This window comes from Acinetobacter sp. YH12070 (assembly GCF_013419625.1).
Lineage (GTDB): Bacteria > Pseudomonadota > Gammaproteobacteria > Pseudomonadales > Moraxellaceae > Acinetobacter > Acinetobacter amyesii.
This window is the reverse complement of the sequence record NZ_VOZT01000030.1, coordinates 14289-35209: the sequence shown is the minus strand read 5'-3', so window position 1 is coordinate 35209 and position 20921 is coordinate 14289. Positions and strand designations below refer to the sequence as shown.

Sequence of the window (20921 nt, the reverse complement as noted above, 5' to 3'; positions counted from 1 at the left end):
TTGAAAAAGTTAACGTATAAGTTCACTTTCGTTTCAGCTTTATGTGCATCGGTTTTGGCATTAACAGCATGTCAAACGCCTGAGATTGGGAAAAAAGACCCAGAGAAAGCCGTAAAAATCAGAACGCAATTGGCTGTTGAACATCTGAAAGCAGGGGATTTGGACTCTGCTAAACGCGCATTAGATCAGGCTTTAGAAGTGGATTCTCGCGATTCCCAAGCCAATATGATGATGGGTGTCTTACTACAACGAGAAGGCAGCCCAGCCAACTTAGAAAAAGCAGATAGTTATTTTAAGCGTGCAATTTCAGCAGACTCAAAAAATTCTCAAGCGCGTAACAACTACGGTACGTATTTATACCAAGTTGAGCGCTATAATGATGCGATTGAACAGTTCAGCATCGCAGGTTCAACTTTAGGTTATGATCAACGTTTCAAAGCATTGGAAAATTTAGGTCGAATTTACCTGAAAGTGGGTGATGTGGCGAATGCTGAAAAATCATTCAAACAAGCTTTGCAGGCTAATCGTGATTCCTATGTTTCAATGTTAGAGTTGTCTGAAATCTTTTATTTGAATCAGCAGTTCCCTGCTGCCACACAAATGTATGAACAATTTGTACGTGCAGTAGGACAAAAAAATCAGGGTGCGCGCGCACTCTGGATTGGCATTCGAACAGCGCGTGCCAATGGCGACAATTTGGGTATGCAAGTACTGGTTAACCAGTTACGTGCTTTGTTCCCAGAAAGTCCTGAATACCAACGCTATTTGCAATTACAGTACAGTACTGAGGCCGTATGGAAGTAAATCCTAATTCACCGCAATCGAATGGTTCGAGCGTAGCTCCAAATGCATTAGGAAATGTACAACGCCCAGGTGAGTATTTACGTCAAGTACGTATTACGCAAAAACTGGAACTTGAAGCTGTCGCATCAGAACTCAATATTCCATTAAAAACACTGACTGCACTTGAGCAAGATGATTATAAGTCATTGCCTGAAGCAACCTTTATTAAAGGTTACTACCGTACTTATGCCAAATATTTAAAAGTTGATGCCACCAATATCATTCAACGTTTTGATGATATTTATGCCAATGATACGGGATTGTTGCCAAATCACGCGTTAAACAATTCACCGATTAAAATTATGGGTAAATTACCCGGTTCTAACCGTGACCGTAATCGTAAATGGATCAAACGGGGTCTGATTGCATTGGCGGTGTTGGTGGTCATTGGTGCGATCGTGGCAGCGATTCAGGGCATGACCTCGGGCAGCGATAATGAAGACGCTGTGACCAGTGATGTCGCTTCAGAAGTTCAAGTCCTCGACATGAATGGCGGGAATGCAGCGGTCAGCGGTGATCAATTGACATTGACCTTTAGTAGCCCGACTTCAGTACATATTGTTGATTCGACGGGTAAGGTGTTGGCGACGGGTCGTCAAGCATCGACGCTCAACTTAAACGGTGAAACACCATTCCAAATTCGTTTGGATGATGCAACAGTAGTGTCATTAAGCTTAAATAATGAAAATATTTCATTGTCACCATATACCGTAAACGGCAAAGCAGATTTCCGTTTATCACGTTAAGGGACAACAGAGCAGACTGAACAATGATTGAAAATCCAATTAAGCGCCGTCCAACGCGTAAAATTAAAGTAGGTTCGGTGTATGTCGGTGGTGATGCGCCGATCAGCATCCAAAGTATGACCAATACTGAAACCTGTGATGTCGAAGCGACCGTGGCACAAATTCAGCGCTGTGTAGACGTCGGTGCGGACATCATGCGTGTTTCTGTACCGAGTATGGAAGCTGCTGAAGCTTTTGGTGAAATTCGTAAACGTGTGCAAGTGCCATTGGTTGCCGATATTCACTTTGATTATAAAATTGCTTTACGTGTTGCAGACCTTGGTGCAGATTGTTTGCGTATTAACCCGGGTAATATTGGCTCAGAAGCTAAAATTCGTGAAGTGGTAGCTGCTGCACAACATAATGACATCTCTATGCGTATTGGTGTCAATGCAGGTTCGCTCGAAAAAGATATTCAAAAGAAATATGGTGAGCCTACAGGTCAGGCCTTGCTTGAATCTGCAATGCGCCATATTGATATTTTAGACCGTTTAAATTTCCATGAATTTAAAGTGTCAGTCAAAGCATCCAATGTCTTTCTGACGATGGATGCTTACCGTTTGTTATCTAAACAAATTGATAACCCATTACACTTAGGTGTGACTGAAGCAGGTGTCTACCGTACGGGTTCAGTCAAATCTGCTATCGCTTTAGGCGGTTTGTTGATGGAAGGCATTGGTGACACCATGCGTATTTCATTGGCAGCAGAGCCTGAAGAAGAAATCAAAATTGGCTTTGATATTTTAAAATCATTGGGCTTACGTTCAAATGGCATTAACTTTATTGCGTGCCCAAGTTGTTCACGCCAAGAGTTTAATGTCATCAAAGTTATGCAAACATTGGAAGAGCGTTTAGAAGATATTCGTACCCCAATGGATGTATCGGTGATTGGTTGTAAAGTAAATGGTCCGGGCGAAGCCAAAGAAGCCGATATTGGTGTAGTAGGTGCAAGTCCGCGTTCACTGGTGTATCGTAATGGCGAAAAGAGCCATTTAATTGACACAAATCAGTTGGTTGACGAAATCGAAGCGATGGTTCGTCAACGTGTTAGCGATCTTGAAGACGCTAAAGCTAAAGAGATTATTCGCACAAGTTTTTCTGAGTAGATCATGAGTTCAATCGTCGCAATCAAAGGTTTTAATGACATTCTCCCTACGCAAAGCCCTGCATGGAGACGTCTAGAACAGCATCTATCTAGCCTGATGGATGCTTATGGTTATCAGCAAATTCGCTTGCCGATTGTGGAGCAGACTCATCTGTTCAAACGTTCTATTGGTGATGCAACGGATATCGTTGAAAAAGAAATGTACACATTCTTAGACAAAGGTAATCCGCCTGAGTCTTTGACTTTGCGTCCAGAAGGAACAGCAGGGTGTGTGCGTGCAATGCTTGAACATAACTTACTCCGTGGTGCTACACCGCGTGTATGGTATGTCGGCCCAATGTTCCGCTATGAAAAACCACAAAAAGGTCGCTACCGTCAGTTCCATCAATTTGGCGTAGAAACTTTTGGTGTTGCAACACCAGATCAAGATGCAGAATTGATTTTAATGACTGCACGTTTGTGGAAACGCATGGGCGTTGCAGATAAAGTTCAATTAGAACTTAATACTTTAGGTGAGTCTGATGAACGTGCAGCTTATCGTGCAGCATTGGTTGAATTCTTAGAGTCACATAAAAATGACTTAGATGAAGATTCACAGCGTCGTCTAACCACGAATCCACTGCGTATTTTGGATTCTAAAGATGCAAAAACACAAAGCATTTTGGAAAATGCGCCAAAACTTCACGACTTTATGGGTGAAGAAACGTTGGCTCACTTTGCTCAATTGCAGCAGTATTTGACTGATGCTGGTGTTGGTTTTGTGATCAATCAAAAATTGGTTCGTGGTCTCGACTACTACAATAAAACGGTCTTTGAATGGACAACTACACACTTAGGTTCTCAAGGAACGGTATGTGCTGGTGGTCGTTATGACGGTTTAGTCGGTCAGCTTAAAGGTAAAGCAGACCAGTCGGTGCCTGCTGTTGGTTTTGCAATGGGTATGGAGCGTTTGCTTCTTCTACTTGAACAAGTGGAAGACAATACCCCAGTGCGTGACTGTGAGCTATTCTTGGTTTCAGATCCTGCAACTCAAGGTAAAGCGTTGGTGCTTGCTGAACAAATACGTGATCAACTTGAAGCAGCGGGTAGTAACATTCGCTTAAAAGTTGGTTCACAAGGTTCAATGAAATCGCAAATGAAAAAAGCTGACCAATCGGGTGCTTTATTTGCTGTGATTTACGGTGAACGTGAGCAAGCAGCAGGGCAAGTGCTGGTAAAAGAGCTAGCGATTGCAGAACAACACGAAGTGAATGTGGCAGACTTTGTTGCCTTCATTATCGAAAAAATTTCTTCAAAATAATCCCTATAACATAAGGAAAAAGGTAATTTCATGAGCGCATTGAGTGAAGAAGAACAACTTGATAATTTAAAATCGTTTGCTAAAAAATATGGCTCTGCCATTGTTAGCGGCATTTTAATTGCGTTGATTGCCTTTTTCGGATGGGAATACTGGCAGAAGAAAACTTTGGCTGAATCGCAAATGCAAACAGCCAAAGTCCAGCAGTTAATGGATGATGCTCAGTCGGCGACGGGTGACGCTTTTACACAACTTTCTGCGACTGCAGATAAAATTGTAAAAGAAGCGCCAGATTCGCCACAAGCCATCCAAACTCAGTTGCTTATGGCAAAATTGGCGTATGATAAAGCGGATTATGCCAACGCTGAAAAAGCTTTGAAAAAAGTTGAAAATTCAAAAGTTGACGATGCGGGCTTAGTTCAATTGGTGAAATTACGTTTAGCGTATGCACAATTGGCACAAAAGAAATTTGATGAAGCATTAAAAACTTTAGAAGCGGTTAAAGAACCTGCTTTTCAAGCAACTGCAGATGAAGCCCGTGGCGATGTCTATGTTGCGAAAAATGATATCGAAAATGCAAAGAAAGTTTATCAAAGTGCATGGGATGCTTTGGTTGAGCGACAAGAAGAACGTCAAATTTTACAAATTAAACTCGAAAGTGTAGGCGTTTTAGTTGATGATCCTGAAATTGAACGTCCGATTATAGATACACAAGTGGAAGCAACTGAATGAATAGAAAATACAAAATTACCTGTGCGCTGACAGTTTTAACACTTGCTTTGGCTGGTTGTGCAAATAAAGGAAAAGTAGAAAAAGTAAAACCAAATCCTTTACCAAAATTGGAACAGGCAAAAACTTTAGCACCTGTATTTTCAAACAGTGTGGCTTCAACTGAAGAAGCAGATCCACTGCGTTTACGTATGGATGCAGATAACGGCGTTGTTTTTAGCGTAAATCCTAACGGTGAAGTTCAAGCCTACAAAGGCAAAGAGCGTTTATGGCAGAAGAAAATCTCTAAACAAGGTTTGACTGCAGGTGTAGAAGCTGCTGACGGTATTGTGGTTGTCGGTAATGCAAAAGGTCAATTATTTGCATTGGATCAGGCAACAGGTGAGCAAAAGTGGACGGCGCAATTAACCGGCGCGTTACTTTCACCGTCGTTGATTCAAGCAGGTCGCGTTATTTCAGTCACCAACGATGGTACGGTATACGCAAACGATGTGGCAACGGGTCAACAAACTTGGACCTATAACTTGCCAAATGTGCAATTTAGTTTACGTGGTATGGCAGCACCGGTATCACTTGATGCACGTCATGTTCTCATCGCTTCTTCAAATGCCTATATCTATGTGATTGATGCATTGAGCGGTATTCCGAAAATGCAGCGTCGTGTTGCAGTGTCAGACGGTCGTTCAGATGTACAACGTCTCATTGATATTGACGGTGAACCGACTGTAGCAGGTCAATTTTTAATTACCACCAGTTATCAAGGCCAAGTGACAGCGCTTGATCTTGCCTCACAACAAGTGATCTGGAGCAATGATGCGAGCAGCATTCAGCGTCCTGAAGTTGCGGGCAATGGTGTCTTTGTGGCACAAACTGATGGTAAAATTGTGGCTTATGAAATTACCACTGGTCAAACATTGTGGGAAAATGACCAATTGCTTAATCGTAATTTGAGTAACCCAGTGATGTTAGGTCAAGACCTTGTGGTTGGTGATCTGGATGGTGTACTTCACTTAATCAACCCAGCGACAGGCGAGTTGGTTGGTCGTTCTAAAACCAGTGGTGAAGTACGTTCACTACGTGTAATTGACAACCAATTATATGTGTCGACACGTAAGGGTGCATTAAGCATTTGGCAGAACCGTTAATTTTTCTGCGGCTTATGTTAAAATAAGCCAAACCGTATTTTTAACGCGGGGGATTGAATCATCAATGCCCCGTGTTTTTATTTATTTTAGGCATTTATCCTATTTCCATTCTTCCTAAGCTTTCTGATGTTCAGACCAGACCAAACTGGCTGATCTGGAATAAAGGTTAATCTATGAAACCCGTAATTGCGCTCATTGGTCGTCCGAACGTCGGAAAATCAACGTTGTTTAACCAGATAACCAAGAGCCGTGATGCTCTCGTTGCTGACTTTGCCGGTCTGACTCGTGACCGTAAGTATGGTGACGCGACTTATCAAAATAAATCCTTTATCGTCGTTGATACTGGGGGTATTGGCGAAACTGAGGGCGGTATCGACTCGTACATGGCAGAACAGTCAAAAACTGCCATTAATGAAGCAGATATTATTGTCTTCGTGGTCGATGCGCGCGCAGGCCTATTGGCATCTGATGAGCAAATTGCACGTGACTTACGTACGCTAGGTAAAAAAGTTTATCTTGTTGCCAACAAAGTTGATGGTGTACATGCCGAAGCAGCTTTAGTTGAATTCTTCAAATTGGGTATGGGTGAACCACTTCAAGTGGCTGCCAGCCATGGTCGTGGTGTTCAGCAAATGCTTGAAGAAGTGTTAGCTGAAGTGCCTGAAGATGAAAGTGAAGAACAACACGATAAAGACACAGGCTTACGTTTAGCGATTATTGGTCGTCCAAACGTGGGTAAATCGACTCTAGTGAACCGTTTGTTGGGTGAAGACCGTGTGGTTGCATTTGACCAACCAGGTACTACACGTGACTCGATTTATATCCCATTTGAACGTGATGGCCGTAAATACACATTAATCGATACTGCGGGTGTACGTCGTAAAGGTAAAGTGGACGAAATGATCGAGAAATTCTCGATTGTGAAAACTTTACAAGCGATGAAAGATGCGCATGTTGTGGTTATTGTTGTCGATGCACGTGAAGGGATCGTTGAGCAAGACTTGCATTTGATCGGTTATGCGCTTGAAGCAGGCCGTGCGATGGTGATTGCCATCAACAAATGGGACAACATGTCTGACTACGACCGTAAACAATGTAAATTAGATGTTGAACGTCGTTTTGACTTTATTCCATGGGCAAAAATTCACTTAATTTCTGCACTTCACGGTACAGGTGTTGGTGATCTTTATCCATCGATCCACCGTGCTTATGATTCTTCGCATTTGAAAGTATCACCTGCGAAAATCACTCAGATCTTGAATGATGCAACTGATGCGCACCAACCACCAATGGTTCAAGGTCGTCGTATCAAAATGCGTTATGCGCATATGGGCGGACAAAATCCACCGACGATTGTAATTCATGGTAACAAGGTCGATAAAACGCCAAATGACTATCGTCGTTACCTAGAAAACGTGTTCCGTAAAGTTTATAAACTTGAAGGTACGCCAGTCAAAATTGAATTTAAAACCTCTGATAACCCATTTGAAGGTCGTAAGTCGCAAATCGATGAGCGTACGGCGGCACGTAAACGTCGTTATGTTCAGAAGTTCAAAAAGGCGGAAAAGAAATTCAAACGCTAAGTTTAGATGAACAAAAAAGCCTGCAGATATGCAGGCTTTTTTATTTCACTTTATTTATCTAAAAAGATGTAGAAATTAGTTTTTACACTTTTTAGCTTGGCGGTAAATATCAATATTATCCAGATTAGCTTGAGCAATTTCCATGGCTTGCTGTGCGCTGCTGCTATCCTGTTGTGTATTTTTATTGCCAGAAAAAGCTGTCGCAAATTGTCCCATACGCGCGGCTGTTTCAGATTGACCTGAAAATGCGGATAGCGCGTTGCCAGCAAGACCAGCCCATTTTGAAACTTGATTATTTTGCTGTGCAGACGCTTGGCTTAATGCCAGTTGCGATGCTTCCAATGTGCGTTCGAAAGTTTTACGTTCAACGCTCAGATCAGTGCAATCTAAGGTTTTTAAATAACTGGTGCTATAAACACTATTGTTGGTTTGGTTAGCTTGATTGAAATTTGAGGCATAGCCACGGTCTGCTTGAGCTACAGCATTGGCAGCTTCTTGACGGCTTTGATTCATACGCGCTTCAGCTTGGTCCATAATCGCGCCATTTTTGGCACCCATTACTGCAACAGCTGCATCCAATAAGCCTGCTTGAGCGAAACATGGTAGGACACAAAGTGAACTGATTAACGTGATTTTTCTTAGCATGTGGTTTACCCCGAGTTTTAAATTAAAGTTATAAGAATCTAGAGTATTTTATCTAATTAAAGATGTATTTGAAATATTTATTATACTTAAGTATTTGAATATATTTATAATATTAAGTATTTCTTAAGTGGTTTGAAATATTTTTAAACTGAGTTTTAAAATCTCGATAAGTCAAAGGACCGATGCGCTCATCTGTATTGTGGTGTATTTTGTGTCGGAGAGTCGCATAGAATATAGCGTCATGGACGTAGTGTAAAAGATATTGGATCAATAACTTATGGCGAAAATTCAGCTTGAATATAGTGCAATTACTGACTTCTTTGTGGAGCCGCATGGCTTGAGTCGTCAAGAGGTAATTGCCGTGCGTAAACAAGCCATTTACCAATATCGCAATCAATTACTTGGGCAGCGGCTAAATAGGTCAGTTGAAAATTCAGATTTTTCAAAGTCTGCATTTGGTAAGCCTTTTCTTCCTGATTTTCCACACTTTCATTTTAATCATAGTCATAGCCAGCAGCATTATGTTTTGGCCAGCAGTGAAAAAATCGCCAATATTGGTGTGGATATTGAAGATTTAAATCGAAAAGTTCGTTTTGAAGCGATGGCTCAACACAGCTTTCATCCCGAAGAATTGCTTAATTGGGAGAGCTGTGAGCATGATCCTGATTTTTGGTTTAAAGTTTGGACCACCAAAGAGGCGGTACTTAAAGCGTCAGGTTTAGGGATTCGAGTGAACCTGTATGAACTGAATACACAGTGTCATCCTGAGCACAATGGTGGGATGTGTAGTCATCCCGCAATTGGCACTTTTGCTTATCAGAATATTCAACTACCGCATGTGATGTTGACGGTAGCATGGCAAAGTGAACAATCTTGCCGAGGCTTTCATTTGCCGAAAATTGAGTTGAATGTCTTATAAATCGGTATGAAATAAAATCATCATGAAAAAAGCCCTGTTCTGGCTGAACAGGGCTTTTTTTTAAATTAATCTAAACTTGCTTTAGATTAGATTTTGCATTTTTTAGAACCTTGGTAGATACCAATGTTGTCGATGTTTGCTTGAGCAGCAGATTTGTTCGCTTGTTGAAGTTCAAGGTTGCCTGCATCAGAAGTATCTTGCTCACCAGCCAAGCTGTTTGCAATGTTGCCTGCACGAGCAGCTTTTTCAGAGTTACCACCGAAAGCAGCAAGAGCGCCACCCGCTAAACCAGCAAATTTGCTCAATGATTTGCCTGGCGCTTGAGCAGATGCTTGGATGTTTGCAATGTTTTTGTCAGCAGCTTCTAAAGAGCGCTTAGCATTCGCTTTTTCAACAGCAAGAGTTGCACAATCCATCGCTTTTAATTCTGAAGATGCGAATTGAGTTGTAGCAAAAGCAGAAATTGAAATAGAAGTAACAGTTGCAAGAACAAGTAATTTTTTCATGAAATAATTCACTTTTATTGTTAGAAAATAAACGCCCGAAAGTAATGGGCCGGTGAATATTATTCAAAAAAAGGAATTTTGTCCTGTTAAAATGTGACAATTGTGTAACTTTGTGTAATTTGCGTACAAATATGATTGCAAAATTAAATGATTAGTAACACGTTGCTATTTGGGTTTTTGTGCAATCCAAATATTACTTAAGCGGTTGACAAATTGCGGGCTAAACTTCGATAAATTAAATAAAAATTTAGCTTTCATCCCCACAGGTGTATGTGTGGCCATTAAGACCGTATCCTTTTTTTGTACCAATGCATAAATTTGCTGAGCGACATCGCTCGGTTGAAGATTGACGCCCATTTTCTTAATGCTTTGGGCATCCATGTCTTGCACCATCGCGGTTTGAACAAATAAAGGCATCACATCTAAAACGCGAATATTGTATTTTTGCCATTCAATATCTAAGCTTTCAGTGAGCCCACGTACAGCAAATTTAGATGTGGCATAGCTGGCTAAATCTGCTTGTCCATAAATAGCTGAAGCCGAAGAGAGGTTAATCACACGAGCAAAATTGCTTTGTTGTAAATAGGGGAATGCCGCATAGCAACCGTTTATCACCCCTTTGACATTGATATCAATCGTTCGGTGGTGTGCAGACAGTTCCGTATGTTCAAAGCTGCCTGAATACAGAATTCCGGCATTATTGACTAAGATATTCAGCTGACCTGCCCAAGCAACAAATTCAGCTAAAGCGCTTTGCCATTGCTCTGGTTGTGTCACATCTAAAAGCCCAGCTTTGGCATGGCTACCGAGTTCAGCAGCTAATGAGGTGACTTGAGATTGGTTAATGTCGTAGAGTCCAACTTTATAGCCTTGTTGTATGAACAGTCGTGCAATTGCTGCGCCAATCCCTTGTCCTGCACCGCTAATAAAAATACTTTGCATGTTATGCTTCCCTGAATTGAGTTGCTCATTCCTTGAGTGAATTTTGAGCATATCAAATTCTGTAATCGAAACAATGTACTGATGAGTAAATAGCTGGAGTTCACATGGAACAATTATTAGCAGTGATGGAAGAATTACGTGAAAAATGTCCATGGGATCAAAAGCAAACCCCAGAAAGTCTGACTCGTTATGCCATCGAAGAAGCCTATGAAGTGGAAGCGGCAGTTCGTTCAGGTCAGAGTGATGATGTACGAGATGAACTGGGAGATTTGTTACTGCAAGTGGTTTTTCAGTCGCAGATGTATAGCGAACAAGGCGCATTTGATTTTCAAGATGTGGTGCAAGCCATTACAGATAAATTAATTCGCCGTCATCCCCATGTGTTTCAGGCAGAGCAGTTCTCAGCACTCAATGCGGATGATGTGGCAACACTATGGAAACAGATTAAACAACAAGAAAAAACAGGGAAATCAGCATCAAGATTAGATGAAGTTAAACATGCACCTGCTTTAAGCCAAGCAGATGAAATTCAAAAAAATGTGGCGAAAATAGGCTTTGATTTTCCAGATATTGAAGGGGCCTATGGCAAGCTTGAGGAAGAGTTGGGGGAATTAAAAGAGGCCTTAGCAGGCAAAAAATCCGACGAAATATTTGATGAATTTGGTGATTGCTTATTTTCACTGGTGAATGTTGGACGTAAGATTGGCATCTCAAGTGAGATGGCACTGTTAAGTACCATTCATAAATTTAGAAGCCGCTTTGCTTATATTGAAGCACAGGCCACATTACAACAAAAACATGTAGAAGACCTGTCTCTGACTGAAATGGATCAGTTGTGGGAACAGGCAAAACAACAATTAAAACAACAGGCTAAATATGTACCACATCCTAAAGAATAAATACTTTACGCAACTACTTGTCTTGGTTTTGAGTTTAATGGCAGATTTAACTTTTGCGCAAAGCCCTTCGGGCTACGCGGAATGGAAAGCCATGCAGCAAGCTCAAGATCAACAATTAAAAAAGCAATCTGAGGCCACTAAGTCCAAAGCGACAACTACACCGAGCAATGCCAACTATTATTTGTCACGCCCCAGCACCCAACAAAATAGTCGAACAGATCAGGTACGCTTAAATACAGCCTCAGTCGATGAACTGCAAACATTACATGGAATTGGTCAGAAAAAAGCAGAAGCCATTGTGCAATATCGTAAAAGTAATGGCTTATTTAAAAGCATTGATGATATTCAACAGGTTAAGGGAATCGGTCCTGCACTGTTTGCTAAAAATAAAGCAAAATTGGCACTTTAAGTGAAGTGTAAAAAAAAGAATTAGGTTAAGCTCAGCTTGAGCATTGAGATAATCAAATTGCCCTTTGATTGTGTTAGAGATATCATTAGCGACATCTTAAGAATTTTACGTTCAGACGTAGGAGACAGCGTCTTTTGCAAACTTTGCGCGCGTCCAAATGTGGTTTATCAACCACACAATTACCTTCTTCCATTTTAGATGTGATTGATGCCTTAACTAAGGCAGGCTATGAAGCTTATATCGTGGGTGGCGGTGTCCGTGACCTAATGTTGGGTCATGCACCTAAAGATTTTGATGCCGTAACTAATGCGACACCAGCTCAGGTGAAAGAAGTCTTCGGGCGACGTTGCCGAATTATTGGTCGTCGTTTTGAGCTGGCGCATGTCTACTCAGGACGTGAACTGATCGAAGTTGCGACCTTCCGTGCGCCACCTAAAAAAGCCGTGACTTCTGCTGCGGGCATGATTTTACGTGATAATAATTGGGGTACGATTGAGCAAGACTTTGCACGTCGTGACTTCTCGATCAATGCAATGTATTACCAACCACGCAAAGGTGAAGTGCTAGATTTTTGTCATGCAGTAGATGACATTAAGCATAAAACGTTGCGTTTATTGGGTGATCCACAATTACGTTTTGAAGAAGATCCTGTGCGGATGCTTCGGACTTTACGTTTTGCAGCCAAATTAAACTTTAATATTGATGAAAAAATTCTGGATGTCTTTACTCCAGAACTTACTCAATTGCTGCGTGATGTGTCTCCACATCGTTTATACGATGAGTCACAAAAGCTCTTTACTATGGGGCATCTAAATCGCGTCTTACCGATGCTGATCGATTTTGGTATTTGGTATCAATTATTTGCAGATATCAAACCAGTCGTAACGCCATTTATTGAGTTGGCTGCAAAAAATACCGATCATCGTATTTCGATTGGGAAAACTATTAACCCTGCATTTTTCTATGCCGTGTTATTGTGGATTCCGTTCCAAGAGCGTTGTACGTTCTATCTAAATAAAGGTGTTGTTCCTGCTGAAGCACGTGCTCAAGCGGGCTTAGATGTATTGAAACGCCAAGCTACACGAACTATTATTCCACGCTTTGCCGAAACGTTTATTCGTGAAGTTTGGGAAATGCAAACCCGTTTGCTGAATCCAAAACCACAGCAAATTGAAGCACTTTCAGGTCATGCGCGTTTCCGTGCAGGCTTTGACTTCTTGCTGCTGCGTGAAAAATCGGGCGATACAAGCACGCAAGGCATGGGGCAGTGGTGGGATGCTTATCAGCAGATGAGCACTGACGAAAAAGAACGAGCAATTAGCCAATACAATCGTCAACGTGCCAAGAGTCGTCGTAAAGCGGCGCATGAAGATGTGGAAGCCAAAACTTCTACTCATCAGCAAGTTGAAATTGAACCGCTGGTGAATGAACCAGAAAGCAGAAGTCGCCGTCAACGTAAGCCTAAATCACATGCCAATAGTCTAGAGACAGTATCAATTGTTGCAGCGTCAGCCAGTGGTGAAATTGGTGCAGATCATCCGATTTTAAAACGCAAACGTGTGAAACGAGATTTGACTCAGGTTATTTTTGGGCCAACACAATGACGCTGACATATATTGGTTTAGGCAGTAATTTAGGTGATTCTCTACAGATCCTCAGTGAAGCGGTGCATAAACTTGCAACACTCGGAAAAGTGAAAGTCTCAAAACTGTATCAAAGCCCGCCAATGGGGCCACAAGATCAGCCGAATTATTTAAATGCAGCGGTTGCATTAGAAACGGATCTAGCGCCTTTGGCTTTGTTGGATGAATTGCAACGCTTTGAACAAGAGTCGGGGCGTGTACGCCTACGTCATTGGGGGGAGCGTACACTGGATTTAGATTTACTGATTTATGGTGAACAGCACATTCAAAATGAACGTTTGACGGTGCCTCATGTTGGTGTTTTAGAACGTGATTTTGTGTTGAAGCCTTTGTTGGATTTAGATGAGAATCTACATATTAAAGGACAACCATTAAAAGATTTACCTATTTTGAATAATCCAAATTTAACTGTATTGGATGCAGGAAACTGGGCCCATCTTTAATTTTTGTATGACCACTTGAGAAAGCCGTCATCTGAGGAATATTGAAATGATTAGTCTAAGTGACTTGAAAAAATTTAAAGCGGAAGGCCGCAAATTCTCCTGCCTGACTTGCTATGATGCGAGCATGGCAAAAGCAATGGAAGTTGCTGAAGTCGATAGTATTCTGATTGGTGATTCATTGGGGATGACCATTCAAGGTAATGACTCAACCTTACCTGTCACTGTTGAAGATATGGCATATCACACTGCGGCAGTGCGTCGTGGCAATAAACATGCGTTTATTTTGACTGATTTGCCATTTATGACCTATGCCACTTTGAATGACGCTTTAGTAAATTCAAAGATCGTGATGCAAGCAGGCGCGCAGATGGTCAAATTGGAAGGTGGTGCATGGTTGTCAGAAACAGTTGAAGTATTGACCCGTAATGGTATTCCAGTGTGTGTGCATTTAGGGTTAACTCCGCAATCGGTTCATGTGTTTGGCGGTTATAAAGTGCAAGCACGTACACGCGAAACCGCGGATCAACTCATTGCAGATTGTAAAGCTGTGGTTGATGCAGGTGCAGCAATTTTACTTTTGGAGTGTGTTCCTGCCCAAGTGGGTAAAGAAATTAGTGAATTATTCCCAAATACACCTGTGATTGGGATCGGTGCCGGTGCAGAAACGGATGCTCAAGTCTTGGTTCAACAAGATATGTTGGGACTGACGTTTAGTCACGTGGCGAAATTTGTTCGCAACTTTATGAAAGAGCAAGCAGGGGAAACGGCAATTGTGAATGCGTTTAAGGCGTATCATGCTGCCGTACTTGATGGTAGTTTCCCTGCCAAAGAACATACATTCCAAATTGAGCTGTAAGACATGAAAACTGAAACAACGATTCAAGGTTTAAGTGCATCGCTAAATCCAGCACGTGCTGCGCGCAAAATCATTGGTTTTGTACCAACGATGGGGAACTTGCATGAAGGTCACCTTAATTTAGTTCGTGAAGCACGTAAACTGTGTGATGTCGTGGTGGTGAGTATTTTCGTTAACCCAATTCAGTTTGGTCCAAATGAAGACTTTGACAACTATCCACGTACTTTGGAACAAGATCAGCACTTATTGGCTGAAGTGGGTTGTGACATCGTATTTGCACCGACTGTTGAACAAATGTATGGCAACAAACCGCGCTTAACCAATATTAGCGTGGGCGGCATTACCAATGATTTGTGTGGCGAACAGCGTCCGGGTCATTTTGACGGTGTGGCTGTTGTTGTGACAAAACTCTTTAATATTGTTCAACCGAATTTTGCATTCTTTGGGCAAAAAGATTATCAGCAACTTGCAGTGATTCGTCAGTTTGTACGTGACTTAAATATTCCACTAGAAGTGATTGGTGTGCCGATTACTCGTGCTGAAGATGGTTTGGCATTGAGCTCACGCAATGGTTATTTAAGTGCGGAAAATCGTGCGATTGCACCAACGATTTACCGAAGCTTGAAAACGGCTGAGGCGGAATTACATGCTGGAACTCAACTGGCAGATGTGTTAGCTAATATTAAAGCAACATTGACAGCAGCGGGTTTTGTTGTGGACTATGTTGAAGCACGTACACCTGAATTACAGAAAATTGAAGAATTTGATCAAGACGTGGTGTTGTTTATTGCGGCTAAATTAGGCGCAACACGTCTTATTGATAATATGCAGGTTAAATATACTGCAGTTTAAAACGGCTATGGGGTAGCAAGCGATGAAGCGCATTTTAATTGTTACAGGACAATCTGGATCTGGAAAGTCATCTGCATTACAGATACTTGAGGATTTAGGCTATTACTGTATCGATAATTTGCCATTGGCCTTACTCCCCGAAATTGTTGAAAAACTTGATTCAGAAAATAATCTTGAACAATTGGCACTGGGTGTGGATGTCCGCAGTACACGTGCAGATTTACAAGAGTTCGATTTGGTTTTTCAACAGCTACAACGCCATGGCTCAGTCGATATTATTTATTTGACCACGCGTGATCAGGAATTGATTGCGCGATTCAGTTCATCTCGACGTCCCCATCCGTTGGCAAGTCGTTTCAAAAGTTTAAATGAGTGCATACAGGAAGAAAAATCTTTACTGTTGCCGATTCAATTACGCTCGACAGTACATATTGATACTACAGATAAGAGTGTACATGATTTAAAACATACCTTGCTGTCTAAACTTGGACAGGCAGATAATTTAATTTTGATCTTACAGTCTTTTGGCTATAAGCATGGTATTCCACTCGATGCAGATTATGTTTTTGACGTCCGTCATTTGCCCAATCCGCACTGGGATATGGAATTACGCAAGTATTCAGGATTAGATGAGCCAGTTCGTCAGTTTTTACAACAAAGTGAACAAACCAATGAAATGTTCCAAGATATTTATAATTTTTTGGATAAATGGCTGCCGGCATTTGCCGAAGGACATCGTCATTACATGACGGTGTCGATCGGTTGTACAGGTGGGCAACACCGTTCGGTATATATCGTAGATAGACTAAAAAAAGCACTTGAGGCAAAATGGTCTATTCAGGTTCTACATAGAGAAATGAAGCACTGGTCATGATCGACACAACTGTTGACGTAATTAATAAACTGGGTTTACATGCGCGTGCATCTGGCAAGCTAATCGAAGTCACGACCAAATTTCGCTCGTCGATTCAAATTGGTAAGGGTGGAAAATTAGTAGATGCCAAAAATATTATGTCTTTGCTGATGCTTGGCGCAGGCAAGGGCACAACTTTACGCTTAGTGATTGAAGGTGCAGATGAAGAAAAAGCTTTATCTGAAATTCAAGCACTGTTTGCAGCAAAATTTTACGAGGCAGATTAAACGTGGCACGTCGACCGAACCGCTATACCGAAGAAGACTTTGAATCCTTAGAAGGACGTGCAAGTAAAACTGAGCAAAAGAAAGCTGTACAACGTATGGCTGCTTTGGGCGAGGAACTTGCAAAACTGAATCCTAAACAGATTAAAAATCTTCCTGTAGAAGAGCGTCTGATCGAAGCACTACTTGATGCACAAACCATTACTTCACATGAAGCACGACGTCGTCAGTTTCAACGTGTAGGTAAATTGCTGCGTAATGAAGATGAAACCATGATTTTATCTTATTTGACTCCGCAGCAAGGTGCGAAAAAAACAGCGCAGCTTCAACGCTGGACTGAACGTATGATTGCCCAAGGTGATCCAGTCATTAAAGAGTTCATGAAAGCGCATAATGCTGCTGAACATCATCCTATTCGTCAGCATATTTTGCGTATTCAACGTGATATGGCAAAAAATGTAAGTGAAGAAGAACTGACTGCGTCGAAATTGAAATTGTTTAACTACATTCAACAAGTGGCTTTATTGTCTGATAACTAATGCATGATTAGATAGCCAAGTGCTTAGATAGCTCAATGATCAGAGATTTCAACATGATCTGATCATTGATGCAAATGTGAAGTTATAGACTTCACATCAAAAAACCGACCTGATCAGGTCGCTTTTTTTTGTTTGAGTGTTGAAAAATTCAAGCTTGGCTTTTGGGTTTTAACATTAACCAAATTCACCAACAGCGCGCTCTTTAGCCCATTCACGGAGAACGAACTTCTGAAGTTTACCTGTCGAGGTTTTTGGAATTTCGGTAATCACCACATCTTTTGGCACTTTGAAACGTGCAAGATGTTGTTTACAGAATTCGATCAGTTCTTCAGGTGTTGCCTCTTTGCCTGTTTTCAATTCAATGAAGGCACAAGGCACTTCTTGCCAACGAGGGTCAGGTTTTGCAACCACTGCAGCGGTCAGTACAGCAGGGTGTTGATATAGAATTTCTTCTACTTCGAGCGATGAAATGTTTTCACCCCCTGAAATGATCACATCTTTAGAGCGGTCAGTAATTTTGGCATAACCGTCAGGTTGGCAGACTGCTAAGTCGCCGGTATGGAACCAGCCACCGGCAAAGGCTTCAGCCGTTGCTTCTGGGTTTTTCAAATAGCCTTTCATTACGATGTTGCCACGGAACATGATTTCACCCATGGTCTGGCCATCATGCGGAACAGGTAACATGGTTTCAGGATCAATGACTTTCATGCCATCTTGAAGCGGGTATGGCACACCTTGGCGAGAATGCAACTGTGCTTGTTCTTGAATGGAAAGATCAGACCAACCTGCTTGCGATGCGCAAAGTGCCGATGGACCATATGTTTCAGTCAAACCATAAACATGTGTGACATTGATACCAATATTACGCATCCCTTCAATAATCGCTGCAGGTGGCGCTGCACCAGCAACCATCACTTCAACGCGATGGTCAAATTGTGCTTTTTTCTCTTCAGGCGTATTGATCATCATTGAAAGTACGATTGGCGCACCGCAGAAATAATCTACTTTGTGTTCTGCGATCAGTTTGAAAATCAGTTCAGGGTCGATTTTACGTAGACAAATATTGGTTCCACCATTGGCTGCCATTGTCCAAGCAAAGCACCAGCCATTACAGTGGAATAGAGGAAGCGTCCACAGATACGTTGCACGTGGCGTCATGCCGCAAGCAATGATGTTACTCGCTGCATTGATATATGCGCCGCGGTGATGATACACCACGCCTTTTGGATTCCCTGTGGTACCCGAGGTATAGCTTAAACTAATCGCATCCCATTCATCTTGAGGTAAGTGCCACTCAAAGTTGGCATCGCCTTGCGCCAACCAGTCTTCAAATTCAATTTGTCCAATCGGTTGTGCTGTGCCTTCAAATTCAGCATCTGCAACATCAATGACATAAATGTCTTGATCGATCAAAGCTAAAGCTTCGGTGGCAACTTGAGCAAATTCAGGGTCAACCAACAGGACTTTGGTTTCTGCATGTTCCAGCATGAAGGCAATGGTTTTCGCATCAAGGCGTGTATTTAGCGTATTTAGTACAGCACCCGCCATCGGTACGGCAAAGTGTGCTTCAACCATAGCCGGAACGTTCGGTAATAACACAGACACGGTGTCGTTTTTGCCAATGCCTAATTGTTGCAACTGATGTGCAAATTGACGACAGCGGTTATATGTTTGGCGCCATGAAATATGACGATTGCCATGGATAATGGCATCCTGATCAGGATAAATATAAGCTGCACGCTCTAAATAACGTAGAGGCGAAAGTGCCACAAAATTTGCCGGGGTCCGTGGCAATTCATCGTATGCGCTAACCATCGTGGTACTCCAAGTCCATGTATATTTGTTTTAAATCTGACTTAACAATAATTCAGTCCGTAGCTTCTCTGCATTTATGCTTTAGTCGAGTATTTACACTAAATTTTTAAGTGATTGAAATTGAATAAAATAAAAACAGTAAAGTGACGAAAATGAACCCTGTGGTTCTCAAAATTGATTTTTTAGCATAAATAATTTAGTTGAAAAATATATAGGTGTTGTTGGTTTTTATACTGATTTGGCAGATATTTCTGTGTGTGATCTTTTTTATTGATTCGGTTTGAATGATGCTTAACGAATAATGTAGAGCGCCTTGAATAGTCTTTGTGGGGATATAAACGAATGATATTTTCTTTAATTGATCGTGGATTATTTGCTGTTTTATAACAATAAACTTAAATTTGAGTAGATGCTGAACTTCGTATAATCTAAGTAAAAAATCAAGATGGCTTGTGCATCAACATTGCAAAAGCGGAAATCAAAAATAAAACAATACGGCTGAATACAATAAAAAGTATGGCGATAAGGATGAATATGACAATTCAACACGACATTGCATGGGAAAATTGGTCAGGTGCTCAGAAGTCGATCCCGAAGTCATTTATACAACCGAAAAATCTTGAGCAGTTAATGGAGGTGGTTCAATCCCAACCTAAGATTCGTATGGTTGGCGCAGGGCACTCTTTTAGCCCTTTGGCAAAAACTACAGATACCTTAGTAAGTTTAGATCATCTCAAAGGTATTCTAGATATCGATGCTGAACGCTGCCAAAGTACCGTCCAAGCTGGCACACGATTATTTGATTTGGGCGAGAAGCTCGCGTCTTTTGATCAGGCACTGATCAATCAAGGAGATATTGATCGTCAAAGTTTGGCTGGAGCTATCGCAACAGGGACACATGGCACAGGACTCGAATTGCCGTGTTTATCGGCACTGGTTAAGGGGTTTGAGTTATTAACCGCGCAGGGCGAGTTACTACAATGCAGTGCTGAACAGAACAGCGAAATTTTCCAAGCAGGGCGTGTTTCACTCGGGAGTTTAGGCGTGCTGACGCATGTACAGCTGCAAAATCGACCGATGTATAAACTCAAAGAACAGACGCGATTATGTCCGTTGAAAGACGTCATGCAGAATATGCAGCAATGGCAATATGAACATCGACATATTGAGTTCTGGGCATTTAGTCATGCCGATCAGGTTATTTTAAAAACCTTAGATGAGACGGAAGATAACCTTCAACCGCGGAAAGAACAGTGGTTAGATGACGACGTATTACTCAAATTTTGTGCAGAATTGACGCGATTCTTTCCACCACTGAATCCATGGCTACAAAAATTATTAGGTGTTTTTGTCAAACCTTCGATGAGCGTAGACTGGTCAAGTCGAATTTTTCCTTCTGCTCGAAATACCAAATTTAATGAGATGGAATACCAGATTCCGCTGCAACACGGGATGAATTGTTTAGAAGAAATTTTGCATACCCTTCGACGACATAAGGTTCCGATGTTTTTTCCGCTAGAATATCGACTTGTACGTGGGGATGATATTTGGCTCAGTCCGTTTTATCAGCAAGATTCGGCCTCAATTTCGGTGCATCAGTTCTATAAGCAAGATTATCAAGTCATCTTTAAGCTCGTGGAGCCGATTTTTTTAAAATATGGCGGGCGTCCGCATTGGGGGAAATTGCATAGCCTAAATGCGCGGCAGCTTCAAAATGTGTACCCCAAGTGGCAAGATTTTTTGAATATTCGACAAGAATTAGATCCTCAGCAAAAGTGGCTCAGTCCAGAGCTACAGCAATTACTGATTGAATAAGCGTCGTGGAAGGT

At 41.7% G+C, this 20921-nt stretch carries 22 protein-coding genes; 18 read left to right on the top strand and 4 right to left on the bottom strand.

The window, feature by feature from the left end; genetic code table 11:
* From pilW to der, 7 genes are all read left to right on the top strand, one after another.
* Entirely contained in the window at nucleotides 1-804 is an 804-nt protein-coding gene (gene pilW, locus FTU17_RS10240) for a type IV pilus biogenesis/stability protein PilW (protein WP_078189612.1), read from the top strand.
* Nucleotides 795-1589: a RodZ domain-containing protein gene (locus FTU17_RS10235; RefSeq protein WP_111884744.1), complete on the top strand. Its 795-nt coding sequence runs from the start codon at nucleotides 795-797 to the stop codon at nucleotides 1587-1589. The genes pilW and FTU17_RS10235 overlap by 10 nt, the downstream gene beginning before the upstream one ends.
* 23 nt (nucleotides 1590-1612) lie before the next feature.
* Nucleotides 1613-2734, top strand: a complete 1122-nt coding sequence (ispG, locus tag FTU17_RS10230) for a flavodoxin-dependent (E)-4-hydroxy-3-methylbut-2-enyl-diphosphate synthase (RefSeq protein WP_078192661.1) — start codon at nucleotides 1613-1615, stop codon at nucleotides 2732-2734.
* 3 nt (nucleotides 2735-2737) lie between these two features.
* A complete protein-coding gene (hisS, locus tag FTU17_RS10225; RefSeq protein WP_180005380.1) occupies nucleotides 2738-4033 on the top strand; it encodes a histidine--tRNA ligase in 1296 nt (431 codons plus the stop codon).
* Nucleotides 4034-4063: 30 nt separating this feature from the next.
* Nucleotides 4064-4762 (top strand): tetratricopeptide repeat protein, encoded by a 699-nt coding sequence (locus FTU17_RS10220; protein ID WP_078189608.1) that lies wholly within the window; start codon nucleotides 4064-4066, stop codon nucleotides 4760-4762.
* Entirely contained in the window at nucleotides 4759-5904 is a 1146-nt protein-coding gene (gene bamB / locus FTU17_RS10215; protein ID WP_078192659.1) for an outer membrane protein assembly factor BamB, read from the top strand. The genes FTU17_RS10220 and bamB overlap by 4 nt, the downstream gene beginning before the upstream one ends.
* Nucleotides 5905-6077: 173 nt before the next feature.
* Complete coding sequence (gene der / locus FTU17_RS10210) at nucleotides 6078-7487, top strand: ribosome biogenesis GTPase Der (protein ID WP_078189606.1); 1410 nt, start codon at nucleotides 6078-6080, stop codon at nucleotides 7485-7487.
* Nucleotides 7488-7562: 75 nt separating this feature from the next.
* Here the strand turns inward: der and FTU17_RS10205 are convergent, their stop codons facing one another.
* Nucleotides 7563-8132: a hypothetical protein gene (locus FTU17_RS10205; protein WP_111884741.1), complete on the bottom strand. Its 570-nt coding sequence runs from the start codon at nucleotides 8130-8132 to the stop codon at nucleotides 7563-7565.
* Nucleotides 8133-8409: 277 nt separating this feature from the next.
* On the opposite strand from FTU17_RS10205, the gene FTU17_RS10200 reads away from it, so the two are divergent.
* On the top strand, nucleotides 8410-9051 hold the full coding sequence (locus FTU17_RS10200; RefSeq protein WP_180135358.1) for a 4'-phosphopantetheinyl transferase superfamily protein: 642 nt from the start codon (nucleotides 8410-8412) through the stop codon (nucleotides 9049-9051).
* A gap of 86 nt (nucleotides 9052-9137) precedes the next feature.
* On the opposite strand, the gene FTU17_RS10195 is transcribed toward FTU17_RS10200, so the two are convergent.
* On the bottom strand, nucleotides 9138-9557 hold the full coding sequence (locus tag FTU17_RS10195; RefSeq protein WP_078192655.1) for a hypothetical protein: 420 nt from the start codon (nucleotides 9555-9557) through the stop codon (nucleotides 9138-9140).
* A gap of 165 nt (nucleotides 9558-9722) precedes the next feature.
* Entirely contained in the window at nucleotides 9723-10499 is a 777-nt protein-coding gene (locus FTU17_RS10190; RefSeq protein ID WP_180135356.1) for an SDR family oxidoreductase, read from the bottom strand.
* 104 nt (nucleotides 10500-10603) lie between these two features.
* Between FTU17_RS10190 and mazG the strand changes: the two genes are divergently transcribed.
* From mazG to yjgA, 9 genes are all read left to right on the top strand, one after another.
* Complete coding sequence (gene mazG, locus FTU17_RS10185; RefSeq protein WP_180135354.1) at nucleotides 10604-11398, top strand: nucleoside triphosphate pyrophosphohydrolase; 795 nt, start codon at nucleotides 10604-10606, stop codon at nucleotides 11396-11398.
* A 37-nt stretch (nucleotides 11399-11435) separates the two neighbouring features.
* Nucleotides 11436-11807 (top strand): ComEA family DNA-binding protein, encoded by a 372-nt coding sequence (locus tag FTU17_RS10180; protein WP_257227386.1) that lies wholly within the window; start codon nucleotides 11436-11438, stop codon nucleotides 11805-11807.
* A 134-nt stretch (nucleotides 11808-11941) separates the two neighbouring features.
* Nucleotides 11942-13411 (top strand): polynucleotide adenylyltransferase PcnB, encoded by a 1470-nt coding sequence (gene pcnB / locus FTU17_RS10175; RefSeq protein WP_180135351.1) that lies wholly within the window; start codon nucleotides 11942-11944, stop codon nucleotides 13409-13411.
* The gene (gene folK, locus FTU17_RS10170; protein WP_180135349.1) at nucleotides 13408-13893 is read left to right on the top strand and encodes a 2-amino-4-hydroxy-6-hydroxymethyldihydropteridine diphosphokinase; all 486 of its coding nucleotides are present in this window, start codon (nucleotides 13408-13410) and stop codon (nucleotides 13891-13893) included. Before pcnB ends, folK begins: the two co-directional genes overlap by 4 nt.
* A 46-nt stretch (nucleotides 13894-13939) precedes the next feature.
* Nucleotides 13940-14749, top strand: coding sequence for a 3-methyl-2-oxobutanoate hydroxymethyltransferase (gene panB / locus FTU17_RS10165; RefSeq protein ID WP_180135347.1), 810 nt, complete (start codon nucleotides 13940-13942; stop codon nucleotides 14747-14749).
* 3 nt (nucleotides 14750-14752) lie between these two features.
* Entirely contained in the window at nucleotides 14753-15601 is an 849-nt protein-coding gene (panC, locus tag FTU17_RS10160; protein ID WP_180135345.1) for a pantoate--beta-alanine ligase, read from the top strand.
* Nucleotides 15602-15623: 22 nt separating this feature from the next.
* Nucleotides 15624-16475, top strand: coding sequence for an RNase adapter RapZ (rapZ, locus tag FTU17_RS10155; protein ID WP_078189595.1), 852 nt, complete (start codon nucleotides 15624-15626; stop codon nucleotides 16473-16475).
* Nucleotides 16472-16741 carry an HPr family phosphocarrier protein gene (locus tag FTU17_RS10150; RefSeq protein ID WP_067763492.1) on the top strand — a complete coding sequence of 90 codons (270 nt, stop codon included), beginning with the start codon at nucleotides 16472-16474 and terminating at the stop codon, nucleotides 16739-16741. Before rapZ ends, FTU17_RS10150 begins: the two co-directional genes overlap by 4 nt.
* A gap of 2 nt (nucleotides 16742-16743) precedes the next feature.
* Nucleotides 16744-17277, top strand: coding sequence for a ribosome biogenesis factor YjgA (yjgA, locus tag FTU17_RS10145; RefSeq protein WP_180065878.1), 534 nt, complete (start codon nucleotides 16744-16746; stop codon nucleotides 17275-17277).
* 174 nt (nucleotides 17278-17451) lie between these two features.
* Here the strand turns inward: yjgA and FTU17_RS10140 are convergent, their stop codons facing one another.
* A complete protein-coding gene (locus FTU17_RS10140; protein ID WP_180135343.1) occupies nucleotides 17452-19092 on the bottom strand; it encodes an acyl-CoA synthetase in 1641 nt (546 codons plus the stop codon).
* Nucleotides 19093-19626: 534 nt separating this feature from the next.
* Here FTU17_RS10140 and FTU17_RS10135 point away from each other — a divergent pair.
* Nucleotides 19627-20907: a D-arabinono-1,4-lactone oxidase gene (locus FTU17_RS10135; protein WP_180135374.1), complete on the top strand. Its 1281-nt coding sequence runs from the start codon at nucleotides 19627-19629 to the stop codon at nucleotides 20905-20907.
* The last annotated feature ends 14 nt before the right edge of the window (nucleotides 20908-20921 follow it).